Source organism: Bacillus sp. FSL W8-0116 (assembly GCF_038003825.1).
Lineage (GTDB): Bacteria > Bacillota > Bacilli > Bacillales > DSM-4216 > Bacillus_O > Bacillus_O smithii.
The window spans coordinates 1,367,710-1,386,941 of the sequence record NZ_JBBOPY010000001.1 but is presented as its reverse complement, the minus strand read 5'-3'; the positions used below and the strand labels follow the sequence as shown (position 1 = coordinate 1,386,941).

The window sequence follows — 19,232 nt, the reverse complement described above, 5'->3', positions numbered from 1 at the left end:
ACCGCTAACTTGACGGGTATGGTTAATCACCCCCTCCTACTCGATTAAGCTTGAGGCGTTTATAATTCATCGAATCCGTTGTCAATCACATTGACTTTTGTATATTGACGCGACTTTTGTTCAAAGAAATCCGATTTTCCTAAGTCTACTTCTTCATACGCTTTAATCCACGGAAGCGGGTTGGTTTGATAGCCCGGAAACGGTTTTGAATCCGGGTATCCAAGCTGTTTGACGCGGAAGTTGGAATAAAACTTGACATAGGCTTCTACATCTTCAATGAAAATGCCATTTATTTTATTGCCGATCACTTCTCGTGCCCAATCAATCTCGAGTTCTGCCGCTTGTTTAAAAGTTTCTTTCACAAAGTGTTCCATTTCTTCATTATCATATTCCGGATATTCTTTTAATACTTCTTTAAAGATTTTCACAAACAAATCGACATGAATTTGTTCGTCCCGGTTAATGTAATTAATCATCGTGCTTGTCGCGACCATTTTTTGATGGCGAGCGAGATGGTAGAAGAAAGCGAACCCTGAATAAAAGAACAGTCCTTCCAAAATGACGTCAAACACGCAGGATTTCAATAAGTGCTCCACGGTAGGCTGTTCCACGAAATGTTTATACCCATCGGTGACAAACTCATTTCTCCGCTGCAAAGTAGGCTCGGTCCGCCAAAACTCAAAAACTTCATCTTGTTTTTGTTTCGGAACGAGGCTGGATAATATATAAGAATAAGAATGATTATGAATCACTTCCTGCTGAGCCAATATAATCATCAGCGCGTTTAAGCTGGAATCGGTCAAGTAATCGGCCACTTTTCCGGCATAATCGGTTTGGATGCTGTCAAGCAAAGCAAGAAGGCCGATGATTTTCAAAAAGCTGTCCTGTTCAGCAGGAGGCAGCTCAGGAAATTGTTTAATGTCTTGGGACATATTGATTTCAAATGGCGTCCAAAAATTAGCCAGCATTCTTTTATACTTCGGATAAGCCCAAGAAAAGCGGACATCATCCCAGTTTAAAATATTGGAGCTTTCACCGTTGACAATTTTCGTCGAACGGTTGGGAGCTTCACGATTGATTAGTTCTCTCTTTTTTAATCTTTCCATTTTCATATCCTCCTTGAAATCCAATGTCAGCTTGAGCACGATTCGCATTCTTCCATGATTTCCGACGAAGTGGACCGCAAATAATACGTAGATTTCAGTCCGGATTTCCATGCTTGCAAATGAAGATCCAGCAGCTGTTTCGCTTTAATCGTGTTTTGTACGTACATGTTAAAGGAAATCGATTGATCAATATGGCGCTGACGAACGGCGTTTTGACGGATGCTCCAATGTTGGTCGAGAAGATAGGCTGATTTATAATACCATGTCGTGTCGGCGTTCAAGTCGGGCGCTGTCACCGGTATCTTGTAATCTTTCTTTTCTTCGGCATAAAATTTTTGGAAAACCGGATCAATGCTCGGTGTGCTTCCGGCTATCAAGGAGGTGGATGAATTCGGAGCGATCGCCATTAAATAGCCGTTTCGAATTCCGTGTTCTTGAATGCTGCGGGCCAGCTGTTTCCATTTTTCATCTTTCAGATAGCCGCGTACTTCAAAATAGCGTCCGCTTTCCCAATCGGAGCCTTCAAAGTAAGGATAGGCTCCTTTTTCTTTCGCTAATTCCATGCTGGCTTGAATGGCATAGTAAGCGATAGTTTCATATAATTCATCCGCGTATTGAACGGCTTCATCACTTTCCCAGCGGATATGTTTCAAAGCGAGCAAATGATGCCAGCCGAACGTGCCTAATCCAACGGCTCGATATTTTTGGTTCGTGATTTGAGCCTGCAAAACAGGAAGATGGTTGATGTCGATCACATTGTCGAGCATTCGGACTTGAATTCGGATGAGACGTTCCAAGCATCCATCTTGAACGGCCCTTGCTAAATGGATGGACGACAAATTACAAACGACAAAATCTCCCGGAACTTTCTCCACATGAATGCGGCCGTCTTGGATATATTGTTGGGTCATGACGGTCGGGCTCATATTTTGGGCAATCTCGGTGCACAAATTTGTGGCGTAGATCATTCCTTTATGCTTGTTCGGATTCATGCGATTGGCCTCATCACGGTAGAACATAAACGGCGTTCCCGTTTCGAGCTGGCTTCTCATAATGGATTTCATAATTTCAATCGCAGGCACTTTTTCTTTGGAAAGCTGTGGATGGTTGACACATTCTTGATATTTTTCACGGAAGCTTCCCCGGCCTTTTTCTTCGTCATAATAATCTTCCAATGAGAAGCCCATGACGGTTCTGACCTCATGAGGATCAAACAAATACCAATCATCCCGGTTTTCGACGGCTTCCATAAAGAGATCGGGTATGCACACGCCCGTGAAGATATCATGGGTACGGAACCGTTCGTCGCCGTTATTCAGTTTCGCGTCTAGAAATGCAAAAATATCTTTATGCCAAACGTCCAGATAGACGGCAATCGCTCCTTTGCGTTGTCCGAGCTGATCGACGCTGACAGCGGTATTGTTCAATTGTTTCATCCATGGAATAACTCCTGATGAAGCGCCTTGATGGCCGCGAATGGCGCTGCCGCGGCTGCGGATTTTTCCAAGATACAAACCGATTCCGCCGCCATGTTTCGATAAATTGGCCGCATCGGTGTTGCTGTCGTAAATACCTTGAAGGCTGTCGTCTACTGTATCGATAAAGCAGCTGGATAATTGACCGTATTTTTTGCCGGCGTTGGCCAAAGTCGGAGTGGCTACCGTCATATAGAGATTGCTTAACGCCCAGTAGGCTTCTTTCACAAGCGTTAGACGTTTTTCTTTCGGTTCTTTTTGCATCAACGTCATGGCGATGATCATCCAACGTTCTTGCGGCAATTCCATCGTTCTTTTTTCATAATCTTTTGCTAAATACCGGTCATTTAATGTACGCAGCCCGATGTATGTAAATAGCTCGTCTTTTTTCGGATCAATAATAGATTCCAACTCTTCTATTTCTTGTTTGGTGTAGGTTTCAAGCAGAACAGAGTCGTAAATTCCAATCTCCGTCAAATGTTGAATCAACGGATAAAAAGGCCCGTAGCCTGTCTCGCCCGGATCATAGCCTCTGTTGGCTGCTGCTTCTGTATACAATAGTCCGGCAAACAGCTTGGCGGCTACAAACGTCCAATCAGGTTCTTCTACAGAGATAAAACCGAGACATTCCAAAATCAATTCCTCGGTTAACGCTTTGGTCGAAAGCCACGGTTTTTGCTCCGCCATCTGTTTGGCTTTTAAGGATAATATCGAAAAATCAAGCTGTGGATATTGGTGAGATAGTTTTTCAAATAAAAGCTGAAAAACTTGTTCTTTTGAATTGGTTGAGATCATGGTTTGGTCCTCCTTATCGTTTGAAAGAACAAAAAAAATCCGCCCGGAAATATGAGCGGATCAAACGATAGACAAAAAAGGCAGAGGTAACCTTTTTTCACTATCGTTTCATCTTCCCAAATCCCCGGAGAATTGAAACTTGACAAGGATGGCAGGTCTCCTGGCTTGTGGTCATCCTACTAGGGACCTTCCCATATCAGCACCGAACAGCAAACTGATACAGTGGTATTCCCGTTCGTCTCACTTACAGTTGCGGGGACAGCTCCGGAATTTCACCGGATTCCCTTTTAAGTCCAACGACACCATCGCTTGCAGCGAAACAATATATTGAAATCGTATGGAGTTGTCGATCTATATATTGTGATGATAAACTTTGCGCAAAGAATTGTCAAGAGGGCAGAACGCTTTATCGATAGTGATAAAGAAAGAAGAGAACCTTGAGTGAAGAAGTGCAAAAAAGAAATCCCCCTGTCATTTTCAAAGAGACAAGGGGAGAATGATGTGGAATATTCATTTACGATCCCAGAACTTTTGACAAGATGTTGACGGCTTTTTCGATTTCTGAATCTGAGACCGTTAATGGAGGAAGGAGGCGGAGGACATGAGATCCGGCTGTTAAAATCAGCAGTTTTTCTTTTCTTGCTTGAACGAGGAAAGGTTCTGCATTATCTGTAAGCTCTATACCGATCATTAACCCTTTTCCTCTAATAGATTTAACTACTTTTGCATCGGATAATTTCGTTTTCAACGAGTTTTGGAAATAAGCTCCTTTTCTCTCTACTTCATTTAGAAAATCGTTTTGGAAGATAATTTCCAATGTGGCTTTTGCGGCCCGGACAGAAACCGGATTGCCCCCAAAAGTGGAACCGTGAGAGCCCGGAGAAAAGGCTTGGCCTAGTTCTTTTTTGCCGATGATGGCACCTAAAGGCAGTCCGCTGGCGATTCCTTTTGCGACCGAGACAATGTCGGGATGCAGGCCATAATGTTGAAAAGCAAACGGTTTACCCGTCCGACCGATGCCGGTTTGAATTTCATCGATGATGAGGAGAGTTCCGTTTTCATGGCACAACGTTTCCAATGACTGTAAAAATTCCGGCGTGGCCGGATTTATGCCACCTTCTCCTTGGATAATTTCGGTCATCACCGCCGCCGTGTTTTCATCAAGCGCTGCTTTTAAAGCTTCGATATCGTTGAAAGGAACGTATTCAAATGTTTCCAGCATCGGGCCAAAGCCGACTTTGACTTTTTCCTGTCCGGTTGCGGCCATTCCGGCAAAAGTCCGACCGTGAAACGAATGTAAGAACGTGATGATTTTCGAGCGGCCGGTTGCCTTTCTGGCTAATTTGATCGCCGCTTCGTTTGCTTCCGCTCCGCTGTTGCAAAAGAATACAAGATCAAGACCGGATGCTTCCGCTAAAAGCTTGGCGGTTTCTTCTTGAAGTTTGCTTTGAAACAGATTGGAAGTGTGCCAAAACAGGTTGAGCTGGTCGATTACCTCTTCTTTAACAGTGGATGGTACATGTCCGAGATTGGTCACTCCGATACCGGCTGTAAAATCGAGATACTCATCGCCGTTTTGATCTGTCAGCCGCGATCCTTTCGCTTTTACGGGCTGCACTTCCCAGCGAGCGTATGTGGGAAATAAGTAACTCATATTGTCACCTTCTCTTTTGCAAATTGTGTTCCATGCCAATGGCCGCTTTTATAAAAACGCTTTTTCCCTGATACAATATGCACATGGCCCGTATTTTGGGAAGCCGCTTTTAATGCCGATTGGACTTTTGGAATCATTCCTCCTGTAATGACTCCGCTTTCCATAAGTTGATGGGCTTTTTCTTCTGTCAAACGGTCGATCAATCGGCCGGTTTGGTAGACCCCATCGACGTCCGTCACCATTAAAAAATGGTCCGCGTTGAGAGCCGCAGCCACCGCACAAGCCGCATGATCGGCATTGACATTTAAAATCCGGCCATCCGGACCGGAAGCAATCGGCGTTAAAACAGGCAAAAGTCCTTGTTCGGTGAGGCTGGACAGAAAATCGGCCTTGACGTTTGTTACATCTCCAACTAGTCCGTACTCTTCACGATTGATATAATCCGCCTCAAGCAAGTAAGCGTCGCTCGAATTTAAGCCGATCGCTTGGAAGCCGTGCTGCTGCAGCAGGTGGACCAATTTTCGATTGGTCTTGCCTGAAAGCACCAGCTCGGCTGTTTCCAGCACTTTTTCGTCGGTTATTCTTAAACCGTTTTTAAATTCAGATTTGATCTTGAACAGGTCGAGCATGGCGCTGATTTCCGGACCGCCGCCGTGCACGAATACAAGGCGGTAGCCGTCTTTTTCCATTTCTTTCATGCTTTGAAAAAAATCTTCTGATAAATGGTCCACCACACTTCCGCCGCATTTCACTACTGCCGTTTTCATTGGGATCCCCCTTTGTCATACCTTTCGTTATGTTCGATAACTGGCATTAATCTTCACGTAATCATAAGTTAAATCGCAGCCCCAGGCTGTTCCTGTCCCGTTTCCGACATTCAGACGGATCTGGATCACAACCGTTTCATTTTTTAAATACTCCGTGACGGCTTCTTCGCTGTAGGCTTGAACTTCGCTATTTTTCAGTATCCAATAAGGACCGATTGCAATGTCTATCTGATCCGGAAGAACGGTGGCTTCACTATAGCCGACAGCGCAAACCACTCTTCCCCAGTTCGCATCGTTGCCATAGACGGCGGTTTTCACCAAACTGGACCCAACTACCGTTTTGGCGATCTTTCTGGCTTCTTCGTCATTGGCTGCTCCTTCGACGTTGACTTCCACCAGTTTTGTTGCTCCTTCGCCATCGCGGGCAATTTTTTTCGCCAAATCTTCGCATACCATTTTGAATGCGGCTAAAAACTTCTGCCATTCCGGATGTTTTGGGGAAAGCGGGTTATTGCCTGCCAGTCCGTTGGCTAAGACAAGAACCATATCATTGGTGGAGGTATCGCCGTCTACGGTAATTTGGTTAAAAGTATCATCCGTAATTTCTTTCAGCGCCTGCTTCACATATCCGTCTTCAACAGCGGCATCAGTCGTGACAAAAGCGAGCATGGTGGCCATGTTCGGCTTGATCATGCCCGATCCTTTTGCCGCGCCTCCGATCGTGACTTTTTTTCCGTCAATGGTCGTTTCGACCCCGCAGCTTTTTGTGACAAGATCCGTCGTCAAAATAGACGTTTCAAACGAATTCGAATGCTGTTTAGAGGCAGCCGGTTTCAACATCTGAATTCCTTTTTTCATTTTTTCCATTTCTAAATATTCCCCAATGACGCCGGTGGACGCTACGGCCACATAATGATCGGGAATGCCGAATTTTTTGGCTACCCATTCTCGCGTTTGATAGGCATCCAACAGCCCTCTGTTTCCGGTGCATGCGTTAGCGCAGGCGCTGTTGACGAGAACGGCTTGCAGTTTATGTTCCTGGGCAAGGCTTTCCTGAGTAACCTTTAACGGAGCAGCTTGAAACACGTTCGTTGTGTAGACAGCTGCAGATTGGGCAGGCACTTCGCTAAAGATAATACCGAGGTCTTTTTTGGCATAACGCAGCCCGGCATGTACTCCGTCAGCGGCGAACCCTTTCGGGGAGATGATAGATCCGTTTTCCAGCTGATGGATATCGTACGGTTTTTTCAATGCTTGCATGTAAAACTCCTCCTGTTCATTTTCACGGGTATAAAGGAAAGCCTTTCAATCCGCTTGTTTCGTCAAATCCAAACATCAAATTTGCATTTTGAACCGCTTGACCCGCGGCTCCTTTCATTAAATTGTCAATAACCGAGACGATGGTGAGTCGGTTCGTTCGTTCATCCACGGCGACCCCGATGTCACAAAAGTTGGAACCAGCTGTTTCTTTCACACTTGGGAACGTACCAAGAGGACGAACGCGGACAAACCTTTCGTTCTTGTATGTTTCTTTGTACAATTCATATACTTGTTCGGATGTCGCTTCTTTGGCTAATGGAGCGTATATCGTGGCCATAATGCCTCTTGTAATCGGCAGCAAATGGGTTGAAAAGGTGATAGGTCCACTAGCCTTGTTCCAAAGTTCGAGCTGCTGTTCGATTTCAGGTATGTGTTGATGAGCATTGACTTTATAAATACGGAAGTTTTCATTCATTTCCGCGAAATGAACGTTCAAGGAAAGCCCTCTGCCCGCGCCGGAGACGCCGGATTTCGCGTCAACAATAATTTGCTGCACATCAATCCAATGTTCTTTGACGACGGGAGCAAGCCCCAGCAGTGTGGCGGTCGGATAACAGCCCGGATTGGATAAAAGTTTCGCCTTTTTGATGGCTTCTCGGTTCCATTCGGTCAATCCGTACACCGCTTGTTCCAAATAGAAAGAATCCGCCGGTGTTTTCTTATACCAATTTTTATAATCTTCAGGATTTTTCAAGCGCAAATCGCCCGATAAATCGACTATTTTTACATCATTCTTCAATAGTTCGGGGACCAGTTTTGCTGATGCTCCCGAAGGAACAGCTAAAAAGACAACGTCTGCTTCTTCTGCGATCTGGTCAGGATCTAATTTCGTAAGCTCTAGATCACATATATCAGATAAATGCGGATATTCTGCAGAAATCGGAACGTGGTCTTTGCTTGAAGAATACATTTTATTCAATTTCAAATGAGGATGATGGATTAATAAGCGTATCAACTCGGCTCCTCCATAGCCGGAAGCACCGACAACGGCAGCTTTCATCAGAAACCTCCTGAATTGTATTTTTATTTATAAAATCTCATAATTATAAGTAATTTTTTATAATTATAGAATTGTATGAAGCATAAATCAACTGTTTTTTTCTTGGATGAGAAAAATCAGGCGCATGACAAAAATAAAATTTCGGTTCATTTAATCAGCTAATACTCCAATCTTTTCTGTTTAAGACGTATTTTTTGCTTGATTGCACGGCCGACGCTTATTTCACCTTATGACTTGTTTTACGGATATGATTGTATATTTATTAATCATTTTGATAAAATATTCAGATTATTCCATCTTCTTCACAAGAGAAACTTATGAGTATCGCTTGAAGTTATGGTAAAATAAAGGAAAAGTCAATGTGCATCATTCATGTTTCCAGTTAGGGAAGAAACGGAGGAGTGTCGATGAATTTAGAGAAATGGTTTGAAAAAGGCATTACAGCAGAGCAATATGTCAAACAGATGGACGTCAACAAAGAAAACCTGCTTTTCATATACAACCAATTTACCATTCCGGAAGAGGAAGAGGATTTTATTAATGGTTTAAAAGAAAAAAAACTGCGCGTGATTGTGTTGACGGAAGACTGGTGCGGTGATTCGATGTTGAATGTTCCGATCTTGTTAAAGTTGGCGGAAGCCGCAGAGATGGACGTACGCTTTTTGTATCGGGATGAAAATCTTGAACTGATGGATCAATATTTAACAAACGGCACAACAAGGTCGATCCCCATTTTCATTTTTTTGAACCAAGATGGAGAAGAGGAAGCTGTTTGGGGACCTAGAGCGTCAGAAATTCAGCAGCTTGTGATCGAAAAACGTTCGGCGCTTCCGCCAATGGATCATCCAGACTTTGAGAAAAAGCATGAAGAAATGCACCAACAATTAAAAAACAGCTATTTGGAAACTGAAGAATATTGGTATGAAGTCTTTGACAGCCTGAAAACAAGGTTGGCTGAACGATTGTTTTAAAGCAGAAAAAAAGGACCGGTAAGAGAGCTAAGGGTTCTGTTTTCTTGACCATGCCGATACATGAAAGGGATTTCTTTGGCTTTTGAATCACCCGTCACTTGTCAGCATTTTTTTCGATCACGACGGCCGATGGAATTTCGTAGTCTTTATTCATGGGACGGGGCATTTTTATTTTGTATTCGCGCGGCAAAAGAATGGTATTGGAAATTTTCCCGTTTTGGACAAATATTAATAAATTAATATCGTCCCGGTTTGCTATACCAATATTTTGGATCTTTTTCCATTCCTGGCCGAGCACCTTTTTCTGTTCTTTTTCAACCGTATAAGGCGGGAAAAGAAAGACGTGGTCGAAATGCATATGTAAGTCTTTTTTAAAATCGACGTAAACGGAATTTTGATCTTTTTTTTCTATTAAAGAAAGCATAGTAGTTTCCGGACTTTCGTTGCTGGCTCGATCGCTTTGCGTATGTCCAAATAAGAGAAGCGAAAACAACAGCAAGTAAATAGGCAAAACGATCCGCTTGGCTCGTTTCTTCATATATGAAACTCCTTTCAACGGAAAGGTTTCCCCGAGCAAAGAAAGTAGAACCCTTCACCATAATACCATTGATCGTCACAGAATGTGTAACATTTTTGTAAAAAAGAAGAAATCCGTGCCATGCTGAACATTAGGCTCTATTATTCTTCCTTCAATCAATGAAGGAATAGAAAGAGAGTGAACGGTAAGATAGCCGGGCTTATGTAGGCATCTGTTTTGGAATCATCCCTTTTTTTGTCCCCAATGCAACCCTTTCAATCCATCACATGTTTTCTGTAGAATCCATCGTTTGTTTGATCCAACGGAAAATAGGAAGAGATTTATTTGTCACTCCTGTTGTCCTGTCTTAGCTGTTTTTCCTGAATGTTAGGCGAACGCCCTTTTTGGCATCGCATTTTTTGTGCCCCAACTCGTTTATCCTTTTATTTTTGTCCGCAGTGCCCCGTATTGGATATGCAGCTCAAACAAATGGTTTGAATGAAAAGATATACAGGCAGTTTATGCAGAGAGAGATGAAAGGATGAGCGAGTGCGGGCATATGTTAAAGAAAATCTATTTTTGTGAGAAGAATTTTTTGCGTTGCCAAGAGGAAGTGAAACGTTTCCAAAGAATCCTTCGATGTTTGAAGAAAGTGGATAAGCATTTGCACTTAGAGCTGCCAGTTGAAAGGGATGGGGGTGTAAATGAAGGGGGGTACAAAATTGATTCCTTCGTCCTGATAGGCTATGATGTTAGAGGGTAAATGCAAACACATACGACTTTAACAGATTAGGATGGGGAGTTATGAAAAGAGCGAGAATTATTTATAATCCGACATCAGGACGCGAATTGTTTAAAAAACATTTGCCGCAAGTCTTGCAGAAGTTGGAAAATGCCGGTTATGAAACATCCGCTCATGCGACCACCGGTGAAGGCGATGCGATCAGAGCTGCCAAAATCGCGGTGGAACGACGTTATGACATTGTGGTGGCCGCAGGAGGAGACGGGACACTCAATGAAGTCGTAAACGGGTTAGCAGAGCAGGAATATCGGCCAAAACTTGGAGTTATTCCCATGGGAACGACCAATGACTTTGCCAGAGCTCTTCAAATACCGCGTGATATTGAAAAAGCCGTCGATATCATTGTGAAAGGCGATACGCTTCCGGTTGATATCGGACGGATGAATGACCGCTATTTTATTAATATTGCCGGCGGGGGCCGGCTGACAGAACTGACATATGAAGTGCCCAGCAAACTAAAGACGATGATGGGCCAGCTTGCTTATTATATCAAAGGAATTGAAATGCTTCCGTCGATAAAGGCGACGGAATTGACGATTGAATATGATGGAAAATTGTTTGAAGGCGAAGCCATGCTGTTTTTAATTGCCCTGACCAACTCAGTCGGCGGCTTCGAAAAACTGGCTCCCGATGCGTCCATCAATGACGGTCTCTTTACTCTTTTAATTTTAAAGAAAACGAATTTAGCCGAATTTTTGCGAATTGCCACGCTGGCGCTGCGCGGAGAACATTTATCCGATGATCACGTCATTTATACAACGGCCAACCGGGTAAAAGTTCGTTCCTCTGAAAAAGTATTGATTAACTTGGATGGAGAACTGGGCGGAGAAGCACCGGCTGAATTTGAAAATCTTTATCGCCACTTGGACGTATTTGTACCCATTGAAAAAGTTCGTCCGCAAGATCGAGTGGATTGAGGTTGGCGAAAAGAATCTCATTTAAAAATGCGAATCCATTTTTAGATATTGGGGCAGGCTTAGGAAGCAAAGTCCGCCCTTTTGTTATGTGCACAAATCTAATCGGATATTGCGAATGGGAAATTGAGCTACTGATTTTATAGGAGATACCAAAGAAGGTGATAGGTTTGGCGAAAGTACAAGCACCGGTTCAATTAAATGAAAAGATCGAGGTTGTCTTCGATGATGTCACGCATGAAGGGCAAGGAGTGGCCAAGGTAGACAGCTATCCGTTGTTTGTTCCCGGAGCTCTGCAAGGAGAAAAGGGAATGATTCAAGTAACCAAAATCAATAAAAGCTACGGTTTTGGCAAAATCCTCGACATTTATGAAGAAAGCCCGGAACGCATGAATCCTCCGTGCCCGCTTTACCATGAATGCGGCGGCTGCCAGCTTCAGCATGTAAGCTATGAGGGGCAATTGAAAATAAAAGAAAAGCATGTGCAAGATTGCCTCGTGCGAATCGGAAAAATAACGGATGCGGAAGTCCTTCCGGCATTAGGAATGGAAACACCGTGGCATTACCGCAACAAGGCGCAAGTGCCGGTCGGTCAAAGAAACGGCAAGCTCATTGCCGGTTTTTACAAAAAACGCAGCCACGAGATCATGGAAATGGACGCTTGCATCATTCAGCAAAAGCAAACCGACGAAACGATTCAAGTCGTAAAAGACATTTGCGCCCGCTATCGCATTCGTCCTTACGATGAGAAACAGCATAAAGGCATACTCCGTCATATTATGGTCCGCTATGGCCGGACGAGCGGTGAGATCATGGTCGTCTTGATTACACGGACAAAAGACTTGCCGCATAAAAAGAAGATCGTACAAGAAATCAAAGCACGTGTGCCCGGGATCCGTTCGATTATTCAAAACGTCAACAGCAAGCGGACGAATGTCATTCTCGGCGACGAAACGATCGTTTTATGGGGACGGGATGTTATTTATGACTCGATCGGCGACGTTCAATTTGCCATTTCGGCCAAGTCCTTTTACCAAGTGAACCCTGAACAAACGAAAGTATTGTATGACAAGGCTTTGGAATATGCCGAATTAAAAGGCGATGAAACGGTCATCGACGCTTATTGCGGCATCGGCACCATTTCGTTGTTTCTAGCCAAAAAAGCGAAAAAAGTGTACGGCGTCGAAATCGTCCCCGAAGCGATTGAGGATGCGAAGAAAAATGCTGAACTCAACGGCATCACCAATGCCGAATTTGCGGCCGGAAAAGCGGAAGAAGTCATACCGGAATGGTACAAAAGAGGAGTCAAAGCCGACGTTCTAGTCGTCGATCCTCCTCGCAAAGGATGCGACCCGGCTCTATTGGACACCATCCTGCAAATGAAACCAAAAAAAGTCGTCTACGTCTCCTGCAACCCCGCCACACTCGCCCGCGACCTCCGCATCCTCGAAGACGGCGGATACAAAACAACCAAAGTCCAACCCGTCGACATGTTCCCGCAGACAGGGCATGTGGAAGCAGTGGCGCAGATAGTGTTGAGGGGGAATTAAGCAGAAGGAGCCGGAAATCAATCTTTAAAAGATTTTCGGCTCTCATCTGCTTTATTTCTTTTCCAGCTGTATAACCGGTCGCAATCACCACTTTTTTGGGATATTTCGACCAATCGACATCTTGTTCTAACGTATGACCTTGTTTTTTTCCTTCCGATCTCTTGGGACAGAAAGATCTTCCATACGACCATACTGCTTTGTCTAGTTTTTGAGAGTAATAGACGTTTCTCCTATTCGACGTTCCCTTTTGTTCCATTTCGAGGAAAGTCTGGATTTCTTCTTCATGATCCGCTCTAATTTTCCTTTACAAACTCACGAATAGCGTTTTCCAGTTGATTCATCCAATCAATATTCGATATCCTTTTAGATATAGGTAGGGTACTCCTTTCTCTAAATGATTGCTCAAATCAGAGAATAACTTACTTTTTTCTTTTGGTCTAACTAAATGCTTGCCATAAAATTTTTATACATCATCTCATCCATTCTCGTTAATGTTCATAATCCCTACTGATTTTAATTTAACATTCTTAATAAGTCCATAAGTGTTTTAGTCCTTTTTTCACTGTTTGACCATCTTTGATAAATGAGGTAAATCCTTCTCCGTTTCAAGCCCTATTCCGTGTTTTTTGACTAACTGCATGTTAGTTGAAACTATGTTATGACTTCTCCGTCTACTGATGAAACATCTGAATGCCATTTACATAAACAAAATCAACTTTTTTTATAAAAAAATCAATTTATACTTAGAATATAAAGTTAAAAATTTTTTCTATAAAATTGTACTGAAAATGGGGGCTTCATAAATGATTAAAACAATTTCCGATATTGCGAAGCTTTCTGGTGTAGCCAAAAGTACAGTATCAAGATATCTTAATGGCGGCTCTGTTAGTGAAGCAACAAAAAAAAAGATTGAACATGTGATTAAAGAGACTGGCTATATTCCAAATACATTTGCCCGAAGTTTAAAAGCAAAAAAGCCAAACATCATTGGGACCATTGTCCCTCGTCTTGATTCTTATGCGACATCACAAACATTGATTGGTATTGATGAACAACTTAGAAAATTGAATTATCAAATGTTAATATCCAATACAAGTCAAAATCTAAAACGTGAAATTGAAAATATCCATAGTATGGCTAGGCAAAAAGTGGCTGGAATTATCCTCTTAGCCACACAAATTACGGATACACATTTAAATACTTTTAATCAGTTGCAAATACCGGTGTTACTTGTTGGGCAACAACATAAAAATGTGTACAGTGTCATTCATAATGATTTTGAAGCAGCGTATGACTTAGGAAGGTATATATTATCAAAAGGGCATCGAAAAATAGCTTTTCTGGGAGTAACTGAAAAGGACGTTGCAGTAGGAGTAAAGCGAAAAGAAGGATTTAAGCGAGCAGTTCAAGAGGTTGAAGGTTGCGAAATAAAATTTTATGAAACAAGTTTTAAAATGGATGAAGCCATTCAAAAAGTTTCTTCGATTCTGGATGAATTTAATCCTACGATATTGGTATGTGCAACAGACAATATTGCCCTTGGCGCGATTAAGGCTGCCCATTTAAAAGGGATTAAAATACCGTCTGACTTGTCCGTAACAGGTTTTGGCGGGTATGATGTCACAGAAATTATTCATCCTGCTTTAACGACAGCTAAATTTTATTATAAAGAAGCTGGAGAAATGGCAGCACAAAGTATGGTAAAGCTTTTAAATGGAGAAAAAATTGCTCCTTTAATTTTGTCAAAGTATAAAATCATTGAGAGAGAGAGCGTTGACAATTTAATAAATCGTGATTTATAATCAAAATGAAACCGATTCCATTCGGAATCGTTTTATTCTTGCAGTGAATGGAACCGGTTCCGTCTTTTTCATTGTATTGGAACCGATACCAATCGAACTTATAATGAAAGGAGAATAAACATGGACTATAAGGAAAGTGCGGAAGCTATTTTACAGGCAATTGGGGGAAAAGAGAATGTTTCAGCGGCAACACACTGCGCAACACGACTCCGTATAGTACTGCATGATGAAAATAAAATTGACAAAGCTGCATTAGATCGTTTGGATCTTGTTAAAGGAACCTTTTCAACAGCTGGGCAATTTCAAATTATTTTAGGTTCTGGTATTGTAAATGAGGTCTATAAACCATTTATTAAACTTATAGGAATTAACGAAATGTCTACAAGTCAAGTAAAAAGCGCTGGAGTAAAAAAACAAAACCCGCTTCTCCGTCTTGTTAAACTGCTTTCTGATATTTTCGTCCCCATTATTCCAGCGATCGTAGCAGGTGGTTTATTAATGGGGCTAAACAACTTATTAACAGCAAAAGATTTATTTATACATGGCAAATCATTAATTGATGCAAACCCTGGAATTGCAGATTTAGCAGCCATGATCAATACATTTGCAAATGCTGCGTTTGTTTTCTTGCCAGTTTTGATCAGCTTTTCGGCTACAAAACGATTTGGTGGGAATCCATTTCTTGGAGCAGTCCTCGGAATGATTATGGTTCACCCGGACTTGTTAAATGCCAATGAATATGGAGCCGCATCATTAGCCCATAAGGTACCGGAGTGGCATATCCTTGGGTTTACGATAGAAAAAGTCGGTTATCAAGGAACGGTTTTACCTGTTCTTGTCTCATCTTTTATTTTAGCAAAAATTGAAATTTTCTTAAGAAAGATGATTCCATCTGCACTTGATAATCTATTAACACCATTGCTATCGATTCTAGTAACAGCAGTACTGACCTTTACTTTTGTAGGTCCATTAACTCGTACTGCTGGGAATCTTTTCACTGATGGGATTGTTTGGTTATATAGCTCAACAGGCTTTATTGGCGGTGGAATTTTTGGATTATTTTATGCTCCAATTGTTATTACGATGATGTATAAAAGTTTGTGTAAAGCATTTTGCTAGAACAAAAGAAAAAAGGTAGGGTATTCTCTGATTGGACGAAAAACATTCCAGAGAAAGGAGAACCCTACCTATGTCTAAAAGAAGTATACCGAATGTCGACTGGGCAAATCAACTGGAAAGTGTCATTCGTCAGTTTGTAAAGGAAAAATTAGAACTGATCATGCGGGAAGAAATCAAGAATTTCCTCGAAATAGAGCAGGCCGGAACATCGAATATGAGAAACGGCTACTATCAACGAAATCTAGATACGCAATATGGCCGGATTGAAGGTCTTTTGGTCCCTAGAGACCGAAACGGAGAATTTCAAACCCAATTGTTCGCTCCTTACCAACGCCATACGGGCTGGCTCGAGGAAGCCATCATCAAGATGTATCAAAGTGGTATGAGTACGCGTGAAATTGGCAAGTTTATTGAACGAATTTTAGGCAAGGCCTATTCTCCTTCAACGATCAGTCGTATGACCGATATCGTGAAAGAAGACATTGAGAAATGGCACAAACGTCCCCTGCACAAACGTTATTCTGTCTTATATTTAGACGGCTTGTATGTAAAACTTCGTCGCGATACCGTGGAGAAAGAAGTGGTTTATGTGGTGTTAGGGGTGAACGAAGAAGGATATCGCGAAATTCTTGATTTCTTTGTGGGAGGACAAGAAAGCGCCTATGTATGGCAGGAAATTCTTCAACACCTCTACCAAAGAGGCGTACAGGAAGTGCTTCTGGGCGTATTTGATGGCCTTCCGGGGCTAGAGGAAGCCTTTAAGGCTGTTTATCCGAAAGCCGATGTGCAGCGCTGTGTCGTTCACAAAGTCCGCAACACCCTAAATCGTGTTCGGAAAAAAGACCAATTCGAAGTGGCCGAGGATCTCAAGCTGATTTATCGTGCGCCGAATAAGGAGATGGCGTTACAAATGTTTCAACAGTTTGAGTCGAAATGGTCCAGCAAATATCCAAGAGAAGTTCAATCTTGGGCCAATGAGTTGGATGTCCTCCTTACATTTATGGATTATCCAAGCAGTATTCGAAGTGTGATTTACACGACCAATGCCATTGAACGAACGATCAAAGAGATTCGGAAACGTCTAAAGCCGATGAACAGTTTGAGTAGTTTAGAAGCCGCTGAAAAAATCGTGTATTTGACGATTCAAGATTTTAACGAGAAATGGGCAGGAAGAAAGTTACGAGGATTTGCCGAAGCGCATGAAGCTCTTCAACGAATGTTTGAAGAACGTTATTGTTAACCAAATATTGTAAATAAACAAAATAAGGGGATTCTCCCTTTCCACACAAGAGACTGAATATTCAGTCTCTTGTGTGGAGAAAATCAGTCCCCTATCAATTCAAATCCATTTCAGAGAAACCCTACCCCATTTACATTACACAAAATTCTTGACGGTACCGTTATTACTGGTATGCACCAAAGTTTTATTGCAATTGAAACCCAATTGTTAGCGGACATAGCGAAAACAGGCGGAACATTTATATTTCCAATCGCGTCAATGTCAAACGTAGCTCAAGGTGCTGCAACCCTTGCTGTTTTCTTTATTACAAAGGATAAAAAGTTAAAAGGTATTGGATCAGCTTCCGGAATTTCTGCTCTATTAGGGATTACTGAACCTGCTATGTTCGGAGTTAACTTAAAGTTAAAATATCCATTTATCGGTGCAATTATTGGTGCTGGAGTCGCTTCCGCATTTATTACATTTTTTAAGGTTAAGGCCATTGCACTTGGTGCTGCTGGTATTCTAGGTATTATTTCGATGAAGCCTTCTTCCATTCTTTATTTTGTAATTGGATTAGTCATTTCTTTTGTTACTTCATTTTCAGCGACTCTTGTTTTAGCAATACGAGAATCAAAAAAAGAGCAGTAGATGTTGAAAAGAAGGTACTATAAAGACAATAGAAGGAAAGGGGAATCAAATGTTCTCCTTTCGTTATTAAAGGAGTTTAAAGAACATGATATGGACAACAGAACAACGCTACCGTCGAATAGAGGAAGCGAGTGCGGAAGAACTTTCGGAATTGCGTGCAAAAGTAAAGGGCTGCAAATGGCGCCAAACCTTTCATATACAACCTGAAACAGGACTACTTAATGATCCAAATGGATTTTCTTATTTTAACGGGGAGTATCACTTGTTTTATCAGTGGTTTCCGCTTGGGCCTGTACATGGCTTGAAGTATTGGTATCATACGAAATCAAAGAATCTAGTTCATTGGGAAAATGTTGGGATTGGAATTGCGCCAACAAACGAGTATGATAGCCATGGCTGTTATTCGGGTAGTGCTATTGAACATGAAGGGAAATTGTATTTACTTTATACCGGAAACTCAAGAGATAGAAATTGGATAAGGCATTCTTATCAATGTCTTGCTATTATGGATCAAACAGGGAAGATAGAAAAACGAAAAGAACCAGTTATTCATCACATTCCGAATGGATATACAAATCATTTTCGTGATCCTAAAGTCTGGAAAGAAGGAAAAACGTTTTTTACTGTTATCGGTGCGCAAAGGGAAAATAAAACAGGGTGTGTCGTGTTATATAGCTCAAATGATTTAATAAATTGGAAATTTGAAGGAGAGATAAAAACGAATCTGGAGGCTTTTGGCTATATGTGGGAATGCCCTGATTACTTTGAACTTCAAGGTTATGGTGTTTTGATTTTTTCACCTCAAGGCATTGAACCATATGAAGATCACTATCAAAACCTTTATCAATCTGGTTATATTATCGGAGAAAAGCTGGATGTTGAGCGATTATCACTGTCGCATGCTCCTTTTCAAGAGATTGATAGGGGATTTGACTTTTATGCTCCTCAAACAATGGTGGATGGAAACGGCCGTCGAATTTTGATAGGCTGGATGGGAATGCCGGAAATTGAGTATCCAACTGATAAAAGCGGATGGGCCCATTGTTTAACCCTGCCAAGGGAGTTAACCATCAGTGATAACAAACTCATTCAAAAGCCGGTAAAAGAGCTTGAACTGCTTCGCAAGCAACAATATGAAATACAAGATGTTATTGATCAAGAAAAAAAAATGTACAACGGGTTTATTGGAACAACATTTGAAATGATTTGTGATTTTGAGAATTTTGATGCGAAAGAATTTGGTGTTGAGTTTAGGGTCGGAGATTGCGAGAAAACGATCATTAAGTATGATAGTATTCAGAAAAAGGTTATTTTAGATCGAACATTTTCTGGTCAACCAGTAGCAGAGGAATATGGGACGGTCCGAAAATGTTTTTTGGATGCAGCTAAAGTGAAGTTTCACCTTTTTGTGGACACTTCTTCTGTCGAGATTTTTATTAACGATGGAGAAGAAGTTTTTACGAGCCGGATTTTTCCACAAGAAGACAGTAAAGGAATTCGATTTTTTGCTGAGGGTGGAAAAGTATTACTTCATGCTACCAAATGGGATTTTGAGTAAGGGATAGGTGAA

13 protein-coding genes, 3 pseudogenes and 1 riboswitch are annotated in these 19,232 nt (G+C 41.9%); of the genes and pseudogenes, 8 read left to right on the top strand and 8 right to left on the bottom strand.

All coding sequences use genetic code 11. From position 1 onward, the window contains the following. Positions 1-59 precede the first annotated feature (59 nt). The 6 genes from N1I86_RS06545 to argC all read right to left on the bottom strand — a co-directional run bounded on the left by N1I86_RS06545 (position 60) and on the right by argC (position 8,117). The gene (locus tag N1I86_RS06545; RefSeq protein ID WP_003354124.1) at positions 60-1,106 is read right to left on the bottom strand and encodes a ribonucleotide-diphosphate reductase subunit beta; all 1,047 of its coding nucleotides are present in this window, start codon (positions 1,104-1,106) and stop codon (positions 60-62) included. Between the two features lie 26 nt (positions 1,107-1,132). Next, positions 1,133-3,376, bottom strand: coding sequence for a ribonucleoside-diphosphate reductase subunit alpha (locus N1I86_RS06540; RefSeq protein WP_003354125.1), 2,244 nt, complete (start codon positions 3,374-3,376; stop codon positions 1,133-1,135). Positions 3,377-3,509: 133 nt separating this feature from the next. Next, positions 3,510-3,698, bottom strand: a riboswitch (cobalamin riboswitch). A gap of 192 nt (positions 3,699-3,890) precedes the next feature. Beyond that, positions 3,891-5,030, bottom strand: a complete 1,140-nt coding sequence (locus tag N1I86_RS06535) for an acetylornithine transaminase (protein ID WP_327797149.1) — start codon at positions 5,028-5,030, stop codon at positions 3,891-3,893. Beyond that, positions 5,027-5,797, bottom strand: coding sequence for an acetylglutamate kinase (argB, locus tag N1I86_RS06530; protein WP_341095559.1), 771 nt, complete (start codon positions 5,795-5,797; stop codon positions 5,027-5,029). Before argB ends, N1I86_RS06535 begins: the two co-directional genes overlap by 4 nt. Before the next feature lie 27 nt (positions 5,798-5,824). Then, positions 5,825-7,057, bottom strand: coding sequence for a bifunctional glutamate N-acetyltransferase/amino-acid acetyltransferase ArgJ (argJ, locus tag N1I86_RS06525; RefSeq protein ID WP_003354128.1), 1,233 nt, complete (start codon positions 7,055-7,057; stop codon positions 5,825-5,827). A 22-nt stretch (positions 7,058-7,079) separates the two neighbouring features. Next, the gene (gene argC / locus N1I86_RS06520; RefSeq protein ID WP_327804642.1) at positions 7,080-8,117 is read right to left on the bottom strand and encodes an N-acetyl-gamma-glutamyl-phosphate reductase; all 1,038 of its coding nucleotides are present in this window, start codon (positions 8,115-8,117) and stop codon (positions 7,080-7,082) included. A gap of 407 nt (positions 8,118-8,524) precedes the next feature. On the opposite strand from argC, the gene N1I86_RS06515 reads away from it, so the two are divergent. Continuing rightward, positions 8,525-9,088: a thioredoxin family protein gene (locus N1I86_RS06515; protein ID WP_341095557.1), complete on the top strand. Its 564-nt coding sequence runs from the start codon at positions 8,525-8,527 to the stop codon at positions 9,086-9,088. A gap of 94 nt (positions 9,089-9,182) precedes the next feature. On the opposite strand, the gene N1I86_RS06510 is transcribed toward N1I86_RS06515, so the two are convergent. Beyond that, on the bottom strand, positions 9,183-9,626 hold the full coding sequence (locus N1I86_RS06510; protein WP_040341334.1) for a hypothetical protein: 444 nt from the start codon (positions 9,624-9,626) through the stop codon (positions 9,183-9,185). Positions 9,627-10,409: 783 nt separating this feature from the next. On the opposite strand from N1I86_RS06510, the gene N1I86_RS06505 reads away from it, so the two are divergent. Further along, on the top strand, positions 10,410-11,324 hold the full coding sequence (locus N1I86_RS06505) for a diacylglycerol kinase (protein WP_003354134.1): 915 nt from the start codon (positions 10,410-10,412) through the stop codon (positions 11,322-11,324). 158 nt (positions 11,325-11,482) lie between these two features. Further along, positions 11,483-12,871 (top strand): 23S rRNA (uracil(1939)-C(5))-methyltransferase RlmD, encoded by a 1,389-nt coding sequence (gene rlmD / locus N1I86_RS06500; protein ID WP_341095552.1) that lies wholly within the window; start codon positions 11,483-11,485, stop codon positions 12,869-12,871. A 153-nt stretch (positions 12,872-13,024) separates the two neighbouring features. Here the strand turns inward: rlmD and N1I86_RS06495 are convergent. Beyond that, positions 13,025-13,242, bottom strand: a pseudogene (locus N1I86_RS06495) (IS256 family transposase); the annotation flags it as partial. Positions 13,243-13,674: 432 nt separating this feature from the next. Here N1I86_RS06495 and N1I86_RS06490 point away from each other — a divergent pair. From N1I86_RS06490 to N1I86_RS06470, 5 genes and pseudogenes are all read left to right on the top strand, one after another. Beyond that, on the top strand, positions 13,675-14,673 hold the full coding sequence (locus tag N1I86_RS06490) for a LacI family DNA-binding transcriptional regulator (protein ID WP_341095551.1): 999 nt from the start codon (positions 13,675-13,677) through the stop codon (positions 14,671-14,673). Positions 14,674-14,793: 120 nt separating this feature from the next. Continuing rightward, positions 14,794-15,771: pseudogene (locus N1I86_RS06485) on the top strand (PTS transporter subunit EIIC); the annotation flags it as partial. Positions 15,772-15,862: 91 nt separating this feature from the next. After that, entirely contained in the window at positions 15,863-17,032 is a 1,170-nt protein-coding gene (locus N1I86_RS06480; protein WP_341095507.1) for an IS256 family transposase, read from the top strand. A 159-nt stretch (positions 17,033-17,191) separates the two neighbouring features. Then, positions 17,192-17,662, top strand: a pseudogene (locus N1I86_RS06475) (PTS transporter subunit EIIC); the annotation flags it as partial. Positions 17,663-17,747: 85 nt separating this feature from the next. Further along, positions 17,748-19,220, top strand: coding sequence for a glycoside hydrolase family 32 protein (locus N1I86_RS06470; RefSeq protein ID WP_341095549.1), 1,473 nt, complete (start codon positions 17,748-17,750; stop codon positions 19,218-19,220). The last annotated feature ends 12 nt before the right edge of the window (positions 19,221-19,232 follow it).

Coding starts and splice junctions, on each gene's coding strand:
- argB (WP_341095559.1), bottom strand. CDS start 5,797: ATGAAAACGGCAGTAGTGAAATGCGGCGGAAGTGTGGTGGACCATTTA.
- argC (WP_327804642.1), bottom strand. CDS start 8,117: ATGAAAGCTGCCGTTGTCGGTGCTTCCGGCTATGGAGGAGCCGAGTTG.
- N1I86_RS06510 (WP_040341334.1), bottom strand. CDS start 9,626: ATGAAGAAACGAGCCAAGCGGATCGTTTTGCCTATTTACTTGCTGTTG.
- N1I86_RS06515 (WP_341095557.1), top strand. CDS start 8,525: ATGAATTTAGAGAAATGGTTTGAAAAAGGCATTACAGCAGAGCAATAT.
- N1I86_RS06480 (WP_341095507.1), top strand. CDS start 15,863: ATGTCTAAAAGAAGTATACCGAATGTCGACTGGGCAAATCAACTGGAA.
- N1I86_RS06545 (WP_003354124.1), bottom strand. CDS start 1,106: ATGGAAAGATTAAAAAAGAGAGAACTAATCAATCGTGAAGCTCCCAAC.
- N1I86_RS06505 (WP_003354134.1), top strand. CDS start 10,410: ATGAAAAGAGCGAGAATTATTTATAATCCGACATCAGGACGCGAATTG.
- N1I86_RS06540 (WP_003354125.1), bottom strand. CDS start 3,376: ATGATCTCAACCAATTCAAAAGAACAAGTTTTTCAGCTTTTATTTGAA.
- N1I86_RS06490 (WP_341095551.1), top strand. CDS start 13,675: ATGATTAAAACAATTTCCGATATTGCGAAGCTTTCTGGTGTAGCCAAA.
- argJ (WP_003354128.1), bottom strand. CDS start 7,057: ATGCAAGCATTGAAAAAACCGTACGATATCCATCAGCTGGAAAACGGA.
- N1I86_RS06535 (WP_327797149.1), bottom strand. CDS start 5,030: ATGAGTTACTTATTTCCCACATACGCTCGCTGGGAAGTGCAGCCCGTA.
- N1I86_RS06470 (WP_341095549.1), top strand. CDS start 17,748: ATGATATGGACAACAGAACAACGCTACCGTCGAATAGAGGAAGCGAGT.